This window comes from Dethiosulfatarculus sandiegensis, assembly GCF_000931935.2.
Lineage (GTDB): Bacteria > Desulfobacterota > Desulfarculia > Desulfarculales > Desulfarculaceae > Dethiosulfatarculus > Dethiosulfatarculus sandiegensis.
This window is the reverse complement of sequence record NZ_AZAC01000056.1, coordinates 169,209-188,725: the sequence shown is the minus strand read 5'-3', so window position 1 is coordinate 188,725 and position 19,517 is coordinate 169,209. Positions and strand designations below refer to the sequence as shown.

General features: G+C 37.9%; 9 protein-coding genes and 1 pseudogene. 3 read left to right on the top strand and 7 right to left on the bottom strand.

All coding sequences use genetic code 11. The features are described from left to right. Positions 1–65 precede the first annotated feature (65 nt). The 3 genes from X474_RS21875 to X474_RS21865 form a co-directional block, all read right to left on the bottom strand. Positions 66–2,627, bottom strand: a complete 2,562-nt coding sequence (locus X474_RS21875) for a glycosyltransferase family 4 protein (protein WP_044351989.1) — start codon at positions 2,625–2,627, stop codon at positions 66–68. Between the two features lie 534 nt (positions 2,628–3,161). Next, a complete protein-coding gene (locus tag X474_RS21870; RefSeq protein ID WP_044351988.1) occupies positions 3,162–5,996 on the bottom strand; it encodes a glycosyltransferase in 2,835 nt (944 codons plus the stop codon). Positions 5,997–6,225: 229 nt separating this feature from the next. Continuing rightward, entirely contained in the window at positions 6,226–7,314 is a 1,089-nt protein-coding gene (locus tag X474_RS21865; RefSeq protein WP_044351987.1) for a glycosyltransferase family protein, read from the bottom strand. Positions 7,315–9,005: 1,691 nt separating this feature from the next. On the opposite strand from X474_RS21865, the gene X474_RS21860 reads away from it, so the two are divergent. Further along, positions 9,006–9,500 (top strand): transposase, encoded by a 495-nt coding sequence (locus X474_RS21860; protein WP_044351986.1) that lies wholly within the window; start codon positions 9,006–9,008, stop codon positions 9,498–9,500. Between the two features lie 128 nt (positions 9,501–9,628). Beyond that, positions 9,629–9,934 (top strand): annotated as a pseudogene (locus X474_RS27355) (transposase); the annotation flags it as partial. Positions 9,935–10,576: 642 nt separating this feature from the next. Here X474_RS27355 and X474_RS21850 read toward each other — a convergent pair. Both X474_RS21850 and X474_RS21845 read right to left on the bottom strand, forming a co-directional pair. After that, positions 10,577–12,001: a glycosyltransferase gene (locus X474_RS21850; RefSeq protein ID WP_044351984.1), complete on the bottom strand. Its 1,425-nt coding sequence runs from the start codon at positions 11,999–12,001 to the stop codon at positions 10,577–10,579. 865 nt (positions 12,002–12,866) lie between these two features. Continuing rightward, the gene (locus X474_RS21845; protein ID WP_052515506.1) at positions 12,867–13,934 is read right to left on the bottom strand and encodes a polysaccharide biosynthesis protein; all 1,068 of its coding nucleotides are present in this window, start codon (positions 13,932–13,934) and stop codon (positions 12,867–12,869) included. 633 nt (positions 13,935–14,567) lie between these two features. Between X474_RS21845 and X474_RS21840 the strand changes: the two genes are divergently transcribed. Then, positions 14,568–16,745 carry a hypothetical protein gene (locus X474_RS21840; RefSeq protein ID WP_156360883.1) on the top strand — a complete coding sequence of 726 codons (2,178 nt, stop codon included), beginning with the start codon at positions 14,568–14,570 and terminating at the stop codon, positions 16,743–16,745. Between the two features lie 63 nt (positions 16,746–16,808). Here the strand turns inward: X474_RS21840 and X474_RS21835 are convergent, their stop codons facing one another. Both X474_RS21835 and X474_RS21830 read right to left on the bottom strand, forming a co-directional pair. Continuing rightward, positions 16,809–18,032, bottom strand: coding sequence for an aromatic amino acid transport family protein (locus tag X474_RS21835; RefSeq protein ID WP_044351982.1), 1,224 nt, complete (start codon positions 18,030–18,032; stop codon positions 16,809–16,811). Positions 18,033–18,075: 43 nt separating this feature from the next. Next, complete coding sequence (locus tag X474_RS21830) at positions 18,076–19,437, bottom strand: L-serine ammonia-lyase (RefSeq protein WP_044351981.1); 1,362 nt, start codon at positions 19,435–19,437, stop codon at positions 18,076–18,078. Positions 19,438–19,517 lie beyond the last annotated feature (80 nt).

Sequence of the window (19,517 nt, the reverse complement as noted above, 5' to 3'; positions counted from 1 at the left end):
AAATGAACTATCTGAAATTCGACAAAAATAAATCAAACAAATTTTCAGAAAAATATTTGAATAAATTAAGACATATTAGAGATCCTTTTGATTACCTTTTTTAGAGCGATTTTCCAGCCCTCATCATTCACAACTTCGAAAAATCTTTTTAGATAAAGTCCGGATCTACCAAAACGTTCTTTCCATTTCAAAAAGAAAATCGGTTTATGACTAATTTTTGTTTTATATTTTTTTATAACAATTTTTTTTCTTTTGTAACTTTTTCTTTCGTTATTGAAAAAAGCATCTTCTGGAAAAAAATTAAGCCACTCCCACGAATTAATTATATCTATTTTCTCATTAAAATTCTCATAAATGTAAATTAAATTTTGGGTAATCTTATAGGCATCGTGATTTTCTTCTACAAACATCCTGGCTCTCTTACCAAGTTCGGTAATTTTTTTACGATTTGTTTCAAGATCTGAAAGTACATCGTAAATTGTATCCGGATTTGCTATAGCCAGTGGTGGTGGATTAGGCAAGAAGTGTTTTAAGTCATCACGAATATAAGCTATAACAGCCTTACCTAAGGCCATAGCTTCAACGGTTAATACTCCATACCATCCTATTAATAATTGATCTATAACAACATCAGCTTCAGCATATGCTTTCATAGCTTCATCATTTTCTAAGCCGTCAATTTTTATAAATTCAATGTTACGCCCTTCATCTTCTAATTTTTTAATCGCATTTAATACAGCATCTGTTCCTTTAAAAATTTGATTACTTGGGGCATGTAAAATTTTTAGTTTTTGCTGTGGAGTATTATATACCGGTCTTAAATCAGAAATGTCGATGGCACGTGGAATAATTAAAGAATTGGGAACGTAGGTTTGCAATTCAGGATCAACCACAAACACTTTATTACATATTGCATTAATATATTCAATAAATTTATTTTGAGCAATCTCAGGATACATTTGCCGAAAAGAATTTGAAATTTTATCAGCGTAACTATATTTATTCATATCTTTAAACACTGAAGGCATTCTAATTTCAGAACCACGGAAATGAAAAAATACTTTTTTTTGCGAAGCACGGAGCAACAAAATATCAAGACAACTTGGAAAAGCTTCTTGTAATTCAGTAAACATTAAAGGACGGACATGATAATGGAAAACATCGAATTGCTTAGCAATCTCAGAAAGTTTTTCGACATCTTTTTTGCGTCCTGAAAACCCATCTAAAGATATATCAACAGGGTAGTTAAATTTATGGGAACTAATTCTAAGGCTCTTACAAGTAGCTACTTTGGAATTATTAATTGCTTTTGATAATATATTTGGTTGACCCGCAGCAGCAACTGGTAATTGCAAAATTTTTATTTTTTTTGGTTCTCTAAATTGATTATTAACAGAAGATTTTAAGGGGAGATGAGTTGAATAAATTTCATCAAGAATTAATTCTTGTTCTTCCCAACAATAATTATGAGCAAGACTTTTAATTTTATCCGACCAATCAGGATCACGAGTCAAACGTTCTGATGTTAGTTTTATAGCACTAGCCAGAGATACTGGATTTTTTTCATCAAATACAAGGCCCATATCGTGTTTTTTGACAAACTCAGCCATTGTTGGATTGTCACTAACAATAATTGGAGTTCCTGAGTGCATATACTCAAACAATTTATTAGGTAAAGCAATTGCAGCATTAGGATACTTCCAAATTGGATGTATTCCTATATCCGCTGTACGTAAAAATGTAGTCACATTCATAGAAGGAACATAATGACGGAAAGAGACTTTATCAGATAGTGATAAATGATTAATCTTACGTTTAAGCTGATCGATATAATCACCTTTACTATTTGTAATAATAGCAATTTGATAACTATTTAGGTAAGTCAAAGCTTCTACTAAAGTGTCAACGCCACGTACAGCCTTAACTACACCGGAATATACTAATAATTTAATATCAGTTGGCAAATTAATTGAAGAACGGAGATCAAGACGGCTAAAGTTATCCATATCTGATAGTCTGGGCGAGTTAAGAATTACTTTAGGCTCACTGTCTAAACTGTGCTCTTTTTTAAGTAATTTTGCTAAACTAGGAGAAACACAGGTTAAAACATCAGCCTGATGAATGAATTCTTTTTCAACACCAAAATAATATTTTGTTATGGGCTCGGGTAATTCGGTAAGCCCTTTAACATATTCATGAATATCATGAATCCAAAATATATTTTTGTCTTTTAAATAGCTTCTGACATGGCCCCCTATGGCAATTCCAGGCATATCATGAGTATGTAGAACAGTTGTATGTAAGCTATTCATATATGATGCTAAATAAGTTGCGTAGATATCCCAAAACCTATCCCAGTCAACCTCTTCTCGATTGATAGGCCATTTTTTTTCTTCTACAAATTTAAATTTAGGATTGGGTAATAAAATGATTCTGAAAGGATTACCTTTAATTTCTTTTACTTGTTTTGTATGATTTAACCCAAAAAGAGTCAAATCATAACCCATTTTTGTAATTGTAGAAGCAGTTTTAAGTACTCTACTATCGGGTAGTACAGCATTGGCAACTACCATCGCTACTTTATAATAATGGCGTTTAATGTAATTTAAATCAAATTTGAAATACATAGCCCACCTACTCCAGTACAAAAACGGTCCTCTATAAAAAACTTTAATATTTGCTATTTTTTAATATTAAGTCAAATTTTTCTAAAATCTTAATAAATATTACCAACCAACTTCATGAATCGTGTAAGCTAATATAGTTAGATTAAAGGTATAATTCACAATTTCATAATAAGAATAATAAAATATAATTTGATACAATTTTTTCAACAAATTGCATTACATGTTAATTTAATCATTGTGTAATAGTAATAAATGTATGACTAATAAAATGATCTATTAGAAAAATTATATAAATAGTGATATCGAATTTTAAATTTACTTGACAACAAACAACATTCACATATAACCATGAATAATCTGTCAATTATTTTTTTTACGATATAAACTAATTGTATCAACCAAAAGTTATCAAAATTTCAAAAACTAATTTGATTCTGTCTTTCATAGTTTATAAATCATGATTCTTTTTATTTTTATGGGTGGGAGTTCAAATTATAAAATATTGCTAATTTACTAACACAATTTTAAATTAATTCAATTACATACTTCCTTTATTTCACCTACTATCTTATCAATAAATTTAACATACTTAGGAATAACCGCACTGGCATCAAAATTTGATTTAGCATATTTTATTATTTGATTTGATATCGAATCAAAATTAAGTATTGATTTAGTTATAATTTCTTTTGCTTCTTGGGGTTCATTGTAAATAAAATCGTCTAAATTTTTATAAAGCTTGTGTACCCCATTGAACTGAGCAGCAAAAGGCCAATTACGGATTATTGGTATACTACCAACAGACATAGCTTCCATTACTGCTTCATGCGTGCCTTCGCGATCACTACAAGATAAAATAAATCCGATATTTGAGCATTCTTCATAAATATTTTCAGTATATTTAATAAATTTAAGATTAGCTCTTAAATTATTATTTTCTATAAAAGCATCAAATTCTTTTTTATATTGTAATTCAGTTTTTTCAAGTGTAGTTTCATGATCCCAGTAGTGACCAATCAAATGTAACTTCCATTTTGGATTGTCAATTAATAGCTTTTTAAGAACTTTGCAAGCTAATAGAGGATTTTTATTACGATTACTATACCCAATCATCCCTAAAGTGAAAATACGTGATTCATCGGAATTCGAGGCATTAATATTTTGAAATTCTTTTACATTACCGATTACTTCGACACTAATTCTATCAATCCGCTTTTCATGTTGTAATTTAAAAATATCTTTTATATGGTGTGCAACAAATAAAATTCCATCAACCCCCCCCCAATTCATAAAATATGGCCAATATGAAAAGGCTTCATAACTATGAATTTTAACGATTACTTTTTTATCTATTGGTAGAAATTTTGAACACCAAACTGCATGAGAGGCTCCCCACTCAATAATCACTATGTCTGACCATTCAACCAGGTTTTTGAAAATTGGATTATTATCAGCGATAAAATTATATTCCAAGGACCTTTTCTTAGAACTTTCTGTTGGGATAATTGATTGCGCATTTAAATAATTTTGGTTAACGCCATGAAGGCAAATCATGTCAAATGTACGTATATTAAATCGCTCGGTTTGCTCTAATTGTCTAATTAATGGTTCAATAAAAATCCAATTAATCCTACTAATAAATAAAATGTTTTTTTTATCTCTACTTTCAGTCGATTTTTTGAGAAAACTATCTCGCTCATTCCGACGTTCTAATTCCTCCAAAATTAACTTTTTATATACTGGAGAATTTTCCCATATTGATAGAATTTCATTTTTGCGCTTAATGAAATTTAGAAAAGCATCATTTTTAATTATAGGATAATTAATTTTTAAATTATAATCAATGCCAATAGTTTGAATAGATTTAAGTAGTATAAGCAGCCCTTTAATCAAATTAGAGTTTGGAGTGCCGGGTATAAATTTTTCTGACTTCAGATATGAGTTCCAAAATTGATATACTTTATCTTCGTTATTTCGTTCAATTAGTCTTTTAACTAAAAAAGGGTGATAAATTAAAAAGTTATTCCAGTCTTCATTTGGCTCAATATAGTGTAAGAGTGAATCCAAAATTACAGTTAGCTCATCAGATTCCCAATCAAACTTTACATCAGAATTATAATCTAAATTTCGGACAAAATTCAAAAATTTTTCAACTATCAAATTTACTTTTTCAATATTTATATTTTTTTGATCTAAACCAGTATATATACTATAAAAACCTTTAATTGCGCGCAAGCTATCCGGCGAGATATAATCGCTTTTTATCGCCTTCATAGCGCGGTTTTTTTCTAATGAAAGCCAAGAAATAATAAATTTATTACTTTTTTTAAGATTTGACTCAAAATTATCTAAACAATTATAAGCAGCATCGTTTTCTCCTAAAATTAGGAAAGATTTTAATACTAAAAATGGGGAGGCTGCATCCAGTTCATCACTCGATGTGTGCTCATAAAACCGGCAAACAAAATCATATTTTTTTGTACGATAAGCTAAAAATATTGCGGTATTTTTTTCGTTTGCGTCGAGAGTATTCCTTAAAAATTTATTTTCAATTATTTTTAGGTTTTTTAAAATTACCTTTTTACTTACTTTTCCAATACAATTTTTTATAAATAATTTATTAAGGATAAACAACTCATCTGAAGAATAAACATCCACATTCTCACGAAGATAATCTTTTTGAATTGCTAAGTTTATAAACTTTCTAAGATTTACCTGATTAGTATCTATAGTTATATTCATTCTATAATTTATCTGTCTGATATATATTAGACTTTTATATAGTGAATTAATAATTTCTTTATCTTTAGGATTAATTTTTAAAACAAATTTGTATAAACTAGTTAAAGTGGTTACAACTAGAAAAGAATCATATATATTTTTATTTCTTTCTTGGGCCCTTTTGGCTCTCTCTTTCTCAATAACTAAAAATGAATTTAAATAATAACGATTTAACCTATATTTGCTATCGAATGAATCTAAAAGCAAATAAGCATCAGAAAAATGATTTAAAGAAGTTAATGCGATTACAACCAAATATTTAGTTTTTAAATCAAGTTCACTATAGCCAACTAAATCAATAAAATTAGCAATATATAAATAGTTTTTAGTATGATAAGCCAACTTGAACCCGTAAGCGATTTCATATGGGGTTACGTGATTGTTAAGCATTTTTTGTTGTATTGTGATCAATCTTTTCTTTATCGATACCTCATCATTAGTTTGTACCCATTTTTTTATATCACTATCGTTTATGATAATATTTTTTTTGCTGCTTTTTTCAATCAACGGTCTAAACTGATTTTTGACTCTTATTAATAATTTTTTACGAATAATCTGTTTTAATTTTCCAGCTGAAAGACTTGACATTTTACCCCCCCCTATAGAAGAAACAAAGCTAAAAAAAGTAACAACATTTTTATTGTATTAAAACACCAAAAGGTATCTAAACATACAGAATATTCATCTTGCAATCTTTAAATTGCAAAGCAACTTGTAAATGTGGTTTTTCAAATTGAATCAACCGCATCAGAAATATAAAAACTACGCCTATCCACCAAATAATAAAAAAGTAACCTCACACCTTTTCATAGTAATGCTATGTAGATTGCAAAAAGTTTATGACCTGCTTTTTAGTAAAATTCGCTGCATTATTAATAGAATTTTTAAGAGCGATTTCTTGTAACTGTTCCTTGAAAACTATTAAAAACGAAGGATCATTAATGAGTTTCTTAATAAGAATATCTAATTCTTCTTCAGTGTCATAAGAACCAAGATAATTCTCGCCTAGATACTCATCTCTAACATCAGTCCTAGTAGTGATAACTGGTGTATTCATATTTATAGCATCTAAGACACTATTAGCTCCAAGGTAGTGAGATTCTTTACTTTTACGACCAATAATAAAATCTGTAGCTGCAAGCAAATTCGCCATTTGGTTATATTCTATATTTCCAATATATAAACTTTGTTTAGGAAGCCCCCCTGCTTCTCTCAAATCCTTTCTTATTTTTCCCGCAAAAACTACTATTGGCTGCTCAATGGGGTCACTGTATTTAATTTTGTTTAAAGCTTGGAGCTCTGGCATATTTAAACAATCAATTGACAATCGGCCATAAAACCCAAAAGTTGTATGTCTTGTCAGTTGGCATTTAAAAATGTCGACGACCCGCTGTGAAACGCTTGAAAATGAAACTATATCATCACAGCATTGCTTAAACTGCACTACATTTTTGGGTATTATAGCATCGTCTGGATACATATCACCAAAGAGGTTTTTATTATCTATTCTTAATTTCTCGTCAACAAGAGCCTTTTTCCAAAATCTGGTAGTCACAACCAATCCATCGGCACACGAAAAAACTTCTTCATCATACGGATAAGCCATATATATTTTCGGGTGAGGTAACTTTAAAAAAACCTCCTTATTTGCTCTTACATAATATAAATCATAGCCTTTTTTGGGAATATTTATTTCATAATCTTTAGTGCCTAAATAGGCGCTTTCTTTATTCACCAAAATACCATTATAATATACATCGGCAAATTGGGAAAGCATTTTAATTATACGATATTCACCAATTGAATCTCCCAGAGAAGGGTTGATATATGGTTTATTTACAAACAAACACCAAATCTTTAAGCGTGGAGACGAATAATTTTGTTTTTTTGCAGAGCTTTGGTTCATTAGATTCCTTCAAAATATATTTTCAAATTGATTTAAATAAAAGTTTAGAATATACTTCTCATGATTTATGATGAGCTCTAACTGAATCAACTAAATTGTTTTGCAAAAATATAAATTTATCCGAATAAACATCAAAGCGTATATTCAGAGCACCAATCCCTTAATTCTCCAAGTTTTCATAAACATTTAAATTACCTCCGATATAATGCTAAGTTTTTTCCCAATAAGTAAACACTTCATCACTGTATTCCTGATTCAATATTTCGTATAATTTATTCATACTACTCACACGATCTTCTTGCAACAATTGCAAAAATAAAAAATTTAGTGCATAAAAAAATTCTACGACTTATATGGCTTCTTCATTCAGGAGGTTGGCATTCCTAATGGAAATTTATAAGTACAATTATATTTTGGTTTTTTCATCTGTTAACTGTCCTAAATTTCAAATACCTTTTCCTGTCAATACCATACTATTTACCTGTAAAATATGGACTAATTTGCTACACTACTCAGTTCTTTTTTTATATTTTGGCGCATCTCTATAGTCTTGACAAAACGATATTTACCACAGTATCGGTAATGTGCAAAATCACTTACTGTATCCTGAATAATAACAGAAGCAGTTCATGAACTCCTGGTTTATTTGTTGTAGCCTAAATCTGCCACTACGACTCATTTACATTAGCTATATCTGAAAGATAACCTAACATTAAAGCAGTAAGTGTGCTTCCAGAAAATGAAGTTCCATATAAATATTTATTATTCGTAATTCAATTCAACCCAAGCAAAAATTAATTTGAATAATAATATTTTTTTACTGTATTATTCAGAAGTTAGGAATCAATGCAATGATTGAATTATTACAATATCGATCTATTTACAATAGCTATATATGTTTCATCTCCTAGAAATTTAAATTTATGAAATTGTTAATAACAAATAATAAATTGTCAGCTTTTATTAATATTCACATAATCAACAAGCAATAAGAATGAAAAATTTTTACGTATTTTCAGAATAAAAAACTAAAAAACCTTAATTAACCAAACTGAAAACTGAAGATTATCTTAATATATGCAAGTTAATATATGTATATTATATTGCCAAATTTACGTTTAAAATCAAATATTTATAAACATATATAATTAGGTTCAAAATACTAATTAATTTAACTGAATATTAAACAATCGCAACACATGAAGGTAAACTTACAGTAGTTGCATTATTGAATGTTAGAATTCTTCGATTTTTTTCTAATATATAGTATTTATTACTAATTTGAGCCATCAAAATTATAAATAATTTCACTGAAATTACAACCTAATTTTTCTAATAATTTCCAGTTGATTGTACAGTGATGGTACTGACCTGACAGTCGCCTCCGGCAAGGTTGGTTTTTAGGCTGCCTTTTTGGTCTTATTTTTTCGGCTCGAGATTCAAATTTTTTAGCCCATTCTTGAAGGCCTTATAGGGCATCCTCCCGTTCATATTGCGGCCTCGGTGAGACCGCTTCATGTTGTAAAGGTTCACATAGTTTTTCAAATTTTTTTCTATTTCATCGACAGCTTCGTACCATTTCTTCCGGCCTATGATGAGAGTGCTGTACAGTATCAGGATGCGCAATTCGTTTTGGAAATATTTAACTATTTGAAATTGTGGCTGAAACTTACTTTTTTGGGTGTGTGTAAATGGCTGCCAAATTCGATCACAGGGGCGGTTTCGCAGATCATGCGGCAATCAGGCGTAAACGTCGGGAAAAGACGGCGGACAAAATAGATAAAATCATTGATTGGCATCCAATAGAAAAGTTTTTGAAAAATAATTTTGGCCACCGCCACAATGTGGTGGGTAATCCCGCTTATCCTGCCTTTGGCATGTTCGAGGCTCTCTTTTTGCTGTCCTGGTACGGCCTATCGGATCGGGAGCTTTCCGACAATCTTGAAGACCGCATATCTTTAAGCCATTTCTGCGGTTTCAGTCTTCACCACGAGGTTCCGGACAACTCCACCATATCCCGTTTCCGCCATCATCTTCATAAAATGAAACTGGTTGAGCCTTTATTGGAGATGGTCATCGCCCAGATTCAGGCGAGCGGCTCTGGCGGCTATGAAGTCAAGACCAGCTATTCCAGTGATAAAGAGGCCAAGTGGACCCAAAAGGGCAACCGGTTTTACTACGCCTAAAAGGTGCATATAGCGGTGGACACGGAGCACGGTTTTATTCTTGCCGGCCATGCCACCCCGGCCAACCGGCCCGACTGTAAAGAGATGATGGCGGTGGTGAAAAGTGCGGCGTTGAAGAGGGATCACCGGTCTTTGCCGACAAGGGCTATTACGGCCAGGAGTACAGCAAGGCGCTTTTAGATGAAGGCCTGTTTGACGGCATCATGTACAAAACTTTCAAGAACCGGCCATTGTCAGAGGCAGAACGAAAAGGTAACCGGGCCATCAGCCGCTTCAGAGGCCGGGTGGAAAAGGCTTTCGGAAAAGACCACCGCATGGCCAGGGCAAGGTATCTTGGCACAGCTAAGGTGGCCTGCAACTCATGTTGGATGCCATTGCCTTTAATCTCAAGAAAGCGGCCAGACTGGCTATGGCATAGGAAAACAGCCCGATAGAGCCTTATCAAGCCCCTGTCGGGCAAGCTTAAAGCGATCAATAAACTTTAGAATCAAGGTAAAACGGGACTAAAAACAAACTTCAAAGTTAAAAAGGGAAACCGGCTCACCTAAAAGCGGCCGGACGACTTACGCAGCACTCTCTAGCAATATATTTTTTAGAAATGGAAAAAATAATGCTTTATCATTAAGTACGGTTAAATTAGGTTTCCATCTAGAAGGTGATAAGATAGAATGAAATGTAGGATATACTTTATCGATATTTGTCGAAATCTTATATGATTCTGGTTAGTAATAATCCTTACTGTTCACCTCGTTTTTTAAGCAACCCATTCAATAATTTGTTAAATATTATTAATAAAGTATGATTACTTAGTACATGGCACTCAGTAGCTAATATTTTTACTCTTTAAACCAATTCTAAACTTTAATTCTATTGAACAACTTACTGTTTATCATAATCCCTTCCCAATAATAGACTCATAAATAATTATTTCTTAAATTTTATATTTTCATCCCAACTGCCCATCAAATCAAACAATGAATTACAATCTCAGTTACCATTATCCTTTACGACTTACTTCAAATTACTTGAAATTTATCAAAAAATATTCATAATGATTAAGAATAAAGACTAACTTTTTACTTTTTAACATCTTTCTGGTAAAATTTTGCATATATAGATAAAAGTTTTTGTTCATATATTTCCCAATTATTGCTAGCAATAAAATTGCTACACCCTTTTCTGATAGAATTATATTTTTTATCATTCAAATTTATTATGAATTCGCTTAATTCTGTATAGCTATTTTCCATGTCTAACAACCAACCATTATTATATTTAGAGATTATATTTTTAATTTCAAATAATTTATTCGCGATGATAGGAACACTTGCTATTGAATATTCCCAAATTTTATTCGGAGTGCAGTAATAATGATTCAAACTAACGTTTCTATAAGGAATCACACCCAGGGTAGCCCCTGAGGTCCAGTCCAACAGCTCATTTTGAGGTGCCTTGGGTGCAAAATAGACATTTTTATTTCCCAACTTCCCATTAAGCTCCCTTATCTCTGCCCCATAAGCCCCAGAACCCATTAAAACCAGAGCCCAATCAGACGGCAGATAAGAAGCTGACCTGATCAAATACTTTAAACCTCTATGCCTGGCATATCCACCTTGATATAAAATTATTTTTGTATCTTTCGGCAGGTTAACGCATTCGTGCAATCTTCCATCATACGGAGCAATTTTCTTTTTTTCTGCTGCATTCATTATTACATTTGCAGGGCAAAGTTTTGGATAATTAATTTTATACCAATTTTTTATACTTTCATTAATAGTTATAAACTCGTCAACATATCTCAAAAATAATTTATGAATAAGACGGAACTTTAACCTGGATATTCGATCTCCACCCGCAAGTTCTTCATATACTTCATGAGCATCATAAATTACCTTACACCCCTTAATCTTTTTTACAAAAAACGAGACGGGTAAACTTTCTACATCATGGCAATGTAGTATTTTTGGTTTTTCTTTCAATACCTGTCTAGTCAACGCCAGGATAACAAACAAATTGGAAACCATACCCTGAATTACCCTGATAAACATATTTGGCTTTTGTAATATATCCAATAAATTTAACAATAGAATTGTTTTAATTTTTTTACGATTATAATATTTTTCTTTAAATTCAGATATTTTTTTGGAAAATCGTAGTAAAGTTAAGTTTAGAATCGCAATTACAAGTATAGTGTATGCAACAATATTTAAAAAAAATTCGGCACTCGCATTCAATAAGCCAAAAGGCAGAATCAAAAATACAGTTACAATCAATGCAATCATAACCCACAACAAATTACTTTTCGCAAATATTAATGGATAATACGGTACCCTAACTATTCTAAATTTATCATTAAGTCTAGTAAAAGGCGTTTGATCTGCATCATCTCTGACACCAACAATGGTCACATTATATCCATTATTACTCAAGCTTGTGGCTTCTTTTAAAACTCGCGTATCATATGTTACGCTATTAAGAACCACCATACAGACTTTATCCAAATTCTACTCCCTCTACCCCTGCATTCTTCTTCAAGCTTAATTTTGGAAAATTGTTATTTACCACTAATGTCCGCTTCATGCTATATAATCATTAACTCAAATATTCCTTAATATTTAGCAAAATATTTACTGCTTTTTCCTTTTACAATACATAATTTCATTTAAAAATCTTATAATTCAACACGTTGTACCTACTATCGGTTCCATTTTTTTTGAAATGATGTAAGTTTGGTATCTATTTGCAACAAGCACAATAACCACTTTACTGACTTAATAAATATCGTACTTATCATTTACCAATAAATTCAAATCAGTTAAACCCTTTTAAATTAATCTTGCCTTTTAAATTTTAAGTTCTACACGTATCTCTATTTTGCTATGCTTTCTGCAATTGAAATTCAATTTTCATCCAAAACCTACGCAATATCATTATACAAATGAACTATTACTTCTCCCTCAAGAACAAATTTATCGTGTCGTCAACTCGCCCGTCAGCTATACCTTAAAATAAATATTGATTAAGTCTCAATTATAACTCTGTTTTCTAAAACCACTCATCTAAAATTTTTTCTTTTATATTGAGGTAAAAACCTCTGGCTTTTATTAATTTTACCTAAACTGAGAATTGGCCATAACCATACAATATAATTATCTTTATCTAGACCTGTATACCTTACATGGATGTTTTTCTAACCGCTCATTTCTTACTTTTTTTAATCTCACATAGCACACGCAATAGTTAGAGTTGATTGGCGGTTCCTAGCTCTATCTTTTTTACAATTTTGTTTTTTTTGACTAATAACTGACAAACTAACCTGAACAAACTTCAGTATTTACCAGAAAATCGACCAATAGTCCCAAAAGCTTAGGTTTCCAATTTTTCTCTGATCTCATCAGGCAGCACCCCGGGTAGAAAAAGAAAATCCCTGATTTCATTTATCGTAAACGGCTGTTGTTTAAAAGAATTATAAACCCCTGCTGCCGGTTTTGTGTCCACCTCTTCGTACGTATACTCCACCTTTTCATAAATATTTCTAAAGGCAGGTAATATAGCGAAAAATGGTCCAGCATCCAAGGTGCGGCGCACTTCTTCTTCATTCAAAAGTTCTTCATACATCTTTTCGCCTGGACGGGGGCCAATTATTTTAAGCTCTACATCTTCCGGTTTACGTTCATAGACAGGCGCCAACAATTCAATCATCACCTCAGCCAGCTCCTTGATGCTTACCACCGGCATCTTGGTTACAAAGACTTCCCCCCCCTTGGCCAGGGTCATACTTTGCATTACCAATTCAGTTGCCTGTGACAGGCTCATGACAAATCTGGTCATCATAGGGTCTGTCAGAGTGACCGGGCCGCCTTTTGCTATCTGCTGACAGAATAAAGGAACCACAGAACCGCTGGACCCCACCACATTACCAAAACGAGTAGAGGTGAAGGCCGTGTCTCCATCGCCGTGGCTCATGGAATTGGCAGCGGTCATCATCCTTTCGCCCATGAGCTTGGAAGTCCCCATTACGTTTGTGGGGTTCACCGCCTTATCAGAGCTGGTAAACAGCACTTTCCGGACCTTGCAGGAAAGGGCAGCCCGGATAACGCTTTCCACTCCCAGGATATTGGTTTTAACCGCAGTGAAAGGGCTTTTTTCGCAGAGGGGGACATGCTTGAACGCCGCTGTATGAAACACATAATCCAGATCCGAAAACATACGCTCCAGGTTATGGCTTTCGCTTATGTCACACAAAAATGGATGATAACGTTCTTCATCCCGGTATTCCTCGTCCAAGGAGAAGAGATGGGATTCATGGATTTCCAAGCCCCTGACTTCGTCTACCGGCAGATTCAACAGCTGGAGCAACAACTCCCTGCCAACCGTACCTCCCACACCAGTAACACCGACTTTGGCGCCTTTAAAAAACTTTTGCAGATTCAAAGCGATCTCCCCCTGAAACCCTACTCAAAAACATCTGGGCTTTTGGTAAAAACCTTTTATATCAGCCACCTTATTTCCAATAGGATAATCTGGCAACCGCCTTCACACCTAATATCAGAAAGCCTGAATGTCAAGCCATAAATTGAAAGCGCACCTCCCTACAAGCTGCCAATCAAGCAGGAGAGTGCGCCAGCCTCAAAAGCCAGTCACATATTCTATCTTTTCCATGTCTTTTAACAGAGATGAAACGATTAATAAAAAACCACTTTTTACACGTAATGTTGCGATATAGATATAGTCCGCTTGCAAATCTTAAAAACAACTCAGTGAGTCTTTTTATCGAAATTAATAATTACTATACGTTGCTTGCTCATTTAGGTTGCGCAAAACAAAAAAACAAGCCTATAATCCACAGCATTCTTTTAGAAACAAGTTACTGAAATTAAACACCAAGAGGTCCGGTTGCTTTTTAAGGATTTTTTTCATAACTACACAAGCCATCCAACCCCTAATCTTTTAATTAGGCGTATTTTTTTAAAAGGATTAATTTATACATTTTCCGTATTGGCTTTGCGCTTTTTCGCTCACCAGGTAAACCTACCTGACTTTCCTGAAAAGGGGCTTTTATCGCTCATGGGGCGGCCGGAGTCCTGGCGCTTTTTTGTCTGCGGCCTGATCCCTCTGGGTTTTTGCCTGCAAAGCATTTTCACCGAAGCCTTTGTCTGGTGGATTCTTGGCAAACATCAAGAACAAAGCATGATTAAAGCCAAATGTCTCCGAGCCCTCTCTGTAGACTCCTGGTCTCTTTTGGCCCTGCCCCTTTTGGGGATAATAGTCATACTCCACCATAACCTGGCTCAATGGGCCCTTTTGGCGGGCATGCTCTTCTTTTTTGTCTTGCTGAGCAAGCTGTTTTTTATAAGCGGCATTTTATGGTCCCTTGCCCAAGAAGGGAAATCAACTTTTTCCGACAAACATTTTCTATCTAAAATAACTTGGGGCCTGGCCCTATCCGGGTTTTTCTTTCTGACCAGCCTGGGCTTCTGGACCAACCAGGCCGTCTCCACGGCCGGTGATGAACCGGCCTACCTTATTAATTCACAAAGGGTTGCGGCAGCCCTGGTTCCCGGTTCAACTCTTGAAGCCAAACAAGGCAAAGATCGCTTTTACTGGGGTCGCTGGAGCAAAAAACTGGCCCAACCCCTGGCCAGGTCCCCTTTATTTGTCTCCGCCCTGGCTCCGATGGTTAAAATCTCGGGTCGATTGGGGGGCATAGCCCTTAATTCAGTTGGTGCAGGGCTATGCCTGGCGCTTTTCTTTTATCTGGCAACCCAATTGGGCTACACTCCCCGCACCTCTTTACTGGCTACGGGCCTGTTTTTTGCCGGGGCTCCTTTTTTACAGCTCAGTCAGCATATATATCCCGGCATTTTCGGCATTCTATTCACCTTGGCAGGAATGATACTGCTAACCACGGAAAATCCGTCCAGGATCACCATACTTAAATTAGCCGGAGTTATCCTGGCCATCAGCCTTGTCAAGTTGCGTTTTTCCCCTGTGGCCCTGGCCATGGCCCTGGCCGCAGCCTATCTTTGGCTTCCGTGGCCCGCCAAAAAGGCCAGGGGACTTATTTTATTCTCCAGCGTTGTTTTAGTCTTCTCTGTTTTGCTAATGACGCTTGGGTATCTTTTCATGCCCCAGCCAATGAGGACATATCTTGCCAGTCATGCCAATATAATTCCCCCTGATCCGCTCCTCATGCTGGCCTCGATTCCGGCCATGTTCTTTGATCAGGAATTTGGTTTGCTGGCCTATGCCCCGAGCCTTGCCCTGGGCTTGATCGGCCCGGGATGCTTCTGGCAAAGAAAACCCAAGGCCGGAGCCGTAAGCCTATGGCTGGGTTTAGCCAACCTTATCTCCATTGTAATCTGGCGCTGGAATCAGTGGGACGGCGGCTTTACCGCACCGGGCAGATTCCTGGCCCCTTGCATTCCCCTTTTACTGCTTTGGACATTGCCTCTTTTACGCAAGACTAAAAGCCTGGCCTGGCAGACCATTATCACATTGCTGAGCGCCTCAACCATATTGATAAGCATGATCCTGGCCCTGGTTCCGCAATGGCGTTACCACCGCCGAACAGGGGTTAATAATCTGTTTCTACAGATCAGTGACCACTGGGAATCCCTTTGCCACAGGTTCTTCCCCTCTTTTATCAACCGTTACCTGCCGGAGATGTTACCGGCCCTCTTCTGGGGGCTAGTCATCTTTGCACTGGGCTTTTTCTACTACCGTTTTGTGCATTGCAGAATGGATGACAAGCCCGATACATCCCGGCATGGCAAAAAGCCTGCCTTCCTGGCCTTGGGCATTGGTCTGGTCTTTTGCCTTACACTCGTAACAGCCGGGCGTTACCTGACTACCGATCATTTCCAGGCCGAGGCCATGCAACGCAAAGGAGCCATCCTGTACGGGGCGATGTTCAACCAGCCCATGTATCTGATCCTCGGCAAAACCGGGGCAAGCGCCTCCACCAAGGTCATCTGGGGGGAAGAAACCCAAAAAATTATTTTGAACATGCGCTATGTGCCGGTTGGCAAAAGAAAAAAAGGGCCCGCGGCCAGGCCGGTCCCTGCTTTGGAAATCGCAGTTGATCATAAACCTGTTGCCAGGTTGAAAGTGGGAAGTGTAAAAATCAAGGACTACGAACTTAAGGTGAAGGCCGAGCCCGGCCCCAGGCTGATCACCATCACCTGTCTTTCTCAAAGCGGCAGGGACCAGGTCGCCCTGGACCGCATAAGCCTGGCAGACTAAATAAAAACGCCTCGGCCTTTTGATGCAGGCAGAGGCGCTTTTACTTGTAACCACACAATTAAACTAGATCTTTTGAGCCGCTTTCCACACCTCGATATCAGCGTCTATGCTAAGCAGGCCAAGTTCCTGCCCCATCTCAAACAAGAGCACCACCAAAAAGCAAGCCACAATAACAATCCCCAGGCTTCGCCCCAAGGTGCTTTGGGAATCCTTGAAAAGCAGCAGACCGGGCAATACTCCAAAAAGCAGGGCTATCCCCACTCCCCCCACCACATCCAAGGCCTTCAGGAAAAGTCCGGGGTAAAAAACCGCCACCAAAAGCGGGGGAACAAAGGTGATCAAGGCCGTGAGGACCCGGCCGACGCCACGATCCGGAAGAGAAAACATATCCCGTACAAACCCCATTAGGGCGGTGCCGTTGGCCATGTACGAGGTGGTTATGGCCAACAGGGCGAAGACCATGCCCACAGTGGTGAAAATCGATGAGGATATCACCTTGGACAAAGGCACTGTGGCAGGCAGGCCATGGTCAAAGGCATAGAGTATGTTGCTCTCCCCGGGGCCGCTTACCGGCAGGGAGCCGGTCACCACCACATTCCACAAAAGGTTCATGCCAAGCCCGATCAGGGTGCCAATAAGCAAAGCTTTGGCAACGCTTTTGGCATCCCAGTCCAGACTGCGGCAGGTGGTGGGGATAATATTGTGAAAGTGAAAAGCAGTAACCATTATCGGCAGGGCTGAGGGCAAAAGCATGGGATCCGCATAGGTGAGCCGACTGGGCTCCACCTTGCTTCCGGCCAGTAGTAAAAGCCCGCCAAAGGCCAACCACATAAGGATCATCAAAAAAGCGTTTCCCTTTTGCAAGAAAGCCAGGCCAAAAAGGGTGAGGCTGGTAATGAGGCAAAAAAAGATCAGCATGGCCACTTCACGGGAAAAAGGCAGATGGCAAAGATTTAAAAGCAGGCCCGCTCCACCGCTAAGATAAGCTACTAAAAGGCCGTAGAGGATCAAAAGGTTTGCCCCCACAGCCAGCCATTTTCCCAATGGCCCCAATGCCTGGCCAAACAGAGAGGGAAGGTCGAAATCTTCTTGTCTGGATTCCAGAACCCGCTTGCTTAAGATAAGGGCAGTGCCGAGCATCAGGGCCCAGACCAGAAGCATGGAGGCGGTGGAAAGCCCAAAGCCCGCCAACCCGGTGTTAATGGGAAGCCCCAGTATGCCGGCTCCGACAATGTTTCCCGTAATCAGAATACCGGCTGTCCAGATCCCGGCCGTTTTGCCAGACATGTAAATATCACCTCACTTGCATATACCACTCAAATAGCCTGCATCAACATTGGGCCATGCTCACGGCCAAGCCGCCCAAGGAAGTCTCTTTATATTTGCAGGACATATCCCGCCCTGTATCGAGCATAACCTGAATCACCTGATCAAAGCTGACTTTTTGTTTGCCCGGGTCTCCCGCTGAAGCCAAAAGATAGGCGTTATAGGCCTTTACCGCACCCATGGCGTTTCTTTCCACGCAAGGAATCTGCACATAGCCCTTAACCGGATCGCAAGTCATGCCCAGATGATGCTCCAGGGCTATCTCGGCGGCATTGGCCAAAATATCCATGGAAGCCCCTCTGACCTGGGCCAGAAAGGCGGCTGCCATGGCAGAGGCCACTCCTATCTCGCCCTGGCACCCAACCTCGGCGCCGGAGATGCTGGCGTTGTGTTTGGCCAGAAAACCGATCACCGCCGCAGTCATAAGCCCCCTGCGCAGTGTTTTTCGATCTGCGCGGAAATACTCCCTGGCCAGGCGGACCACAGCGGGCATCACCCCGCAGGACCCCATGGTGGGGGCGGTGACCACCACATGCCCGGCCGCGTTTTCTTCTGCCACGGCCAAGGCATAGGCATTGAACATAAGCAGGATGCGCCCTGGTTTATGGGTTTCCTCCTGTGCCCTTTGGGCCAGTCCGGCCGCCTTGCGGCCCAGTCCTATTTCACCGGGTAGGGGTCCCCTGGTATTAAGGCCCCTTTCCAGGGAACTTTCCATGACCTCCAATATGTGATCCAGCTTTTCCTCGATTTCACTACCGGAAAGACCGGTCATGGCTATTTCATTGGCCATGACCACATCAGGGATATCCATCCCTTTTTTACGTAAAATCGTTTTGAGCCCTTCCATGGTCTCAAACTGGTATTTCGGATCCTTGCGCTCCAGGGGCCGCCAGCCGTCCCACTGAATAAAGCCGCCGCCCACAGAGTAATATTTTTTATGCAGGATGCTCTCGCCCTTTGCATCCAGGCTTATCTCCAGGGTGTTGGCATGGGCAAAGCCGTGCTGAATAGGCCCAAAGGCAACTGTCTTCTGGTCGCAAGGCAGCTCCTTGTTTTTAATCTTAAATACCCTTGGTTTATCTTCCGGAGTCAAGAGCAGGTCAAATTCATCCGGGTCTACTTCCTCCGGATGCCAGCCCAGAAGCCCGGCCACCACTGCCCGATCCGTACCATGCCCCTTGCCTGTGGCGCTTAGGGAGCCATAAAGGGTCACCCCCAGGTGATCGGCCCTGGCCAGGTCTTCGTCATCAAGCTTTTGCAGCCTCTTTTGAAAATCCAACCCAGCCGTCATGGGGCCCATGGTGTGGGAACTGCTGGGGCCCGGCCCGATTTTGTAAAGGTCAAACAAGGAAATGGTTATCGCCAATTTTCAAGCCTCCTGATCAAAATCTCGAAATGTCTATAAATCGATCAGAAACCAGGAAAAATTATTTACCCGGTTACTGT

Bases quoted from the DNA above. Each gene is read 5' to 3' on its own strand.
- X474_RS21870 (WP_044351988.1), bottom strand. From the start codon at position 5,996: ATGTCAAGTCTTTCAGCTGGAAAATTAAAACAGATTATTCGTAAAAAA.
- X474_RS21865 (WP_044351987.1), bottom strand. From the start codon at position 7,314: ATGAACCAAAGCTCTGCAAAAAAACAAAATTATTCGTCTCCACGCTTA.
- X474_RS21860 (WP_044351986.1), top strand. From the start codon at position 9,006: ATGGCTGCCAAATTCGATCACAGGGGCGGTTTCGCAGATCATGCGGCA.
- X474_RS21875 (WP_044351989.1), bottom strand. From the start codon at position 2,627: ATGTATTTCAAATTTGATTTAAATTACATTAAACGCCATTATTATAAA.
- X474_RS21835 (WP_044351982.1), bottom strand. From the start codon at position 18,032: ATGTCTGGCAAAACGGCCGGGATCTGGACAGCCGGTATTCTGATTACG.
- X474_RS21840 (WP_156360883.1), top strand. From the start codon at position 14,568: ATGGGGCGGCCGGAGTCCTGGCGCTTTTTTGTCTGCGGCCTGATCCCT.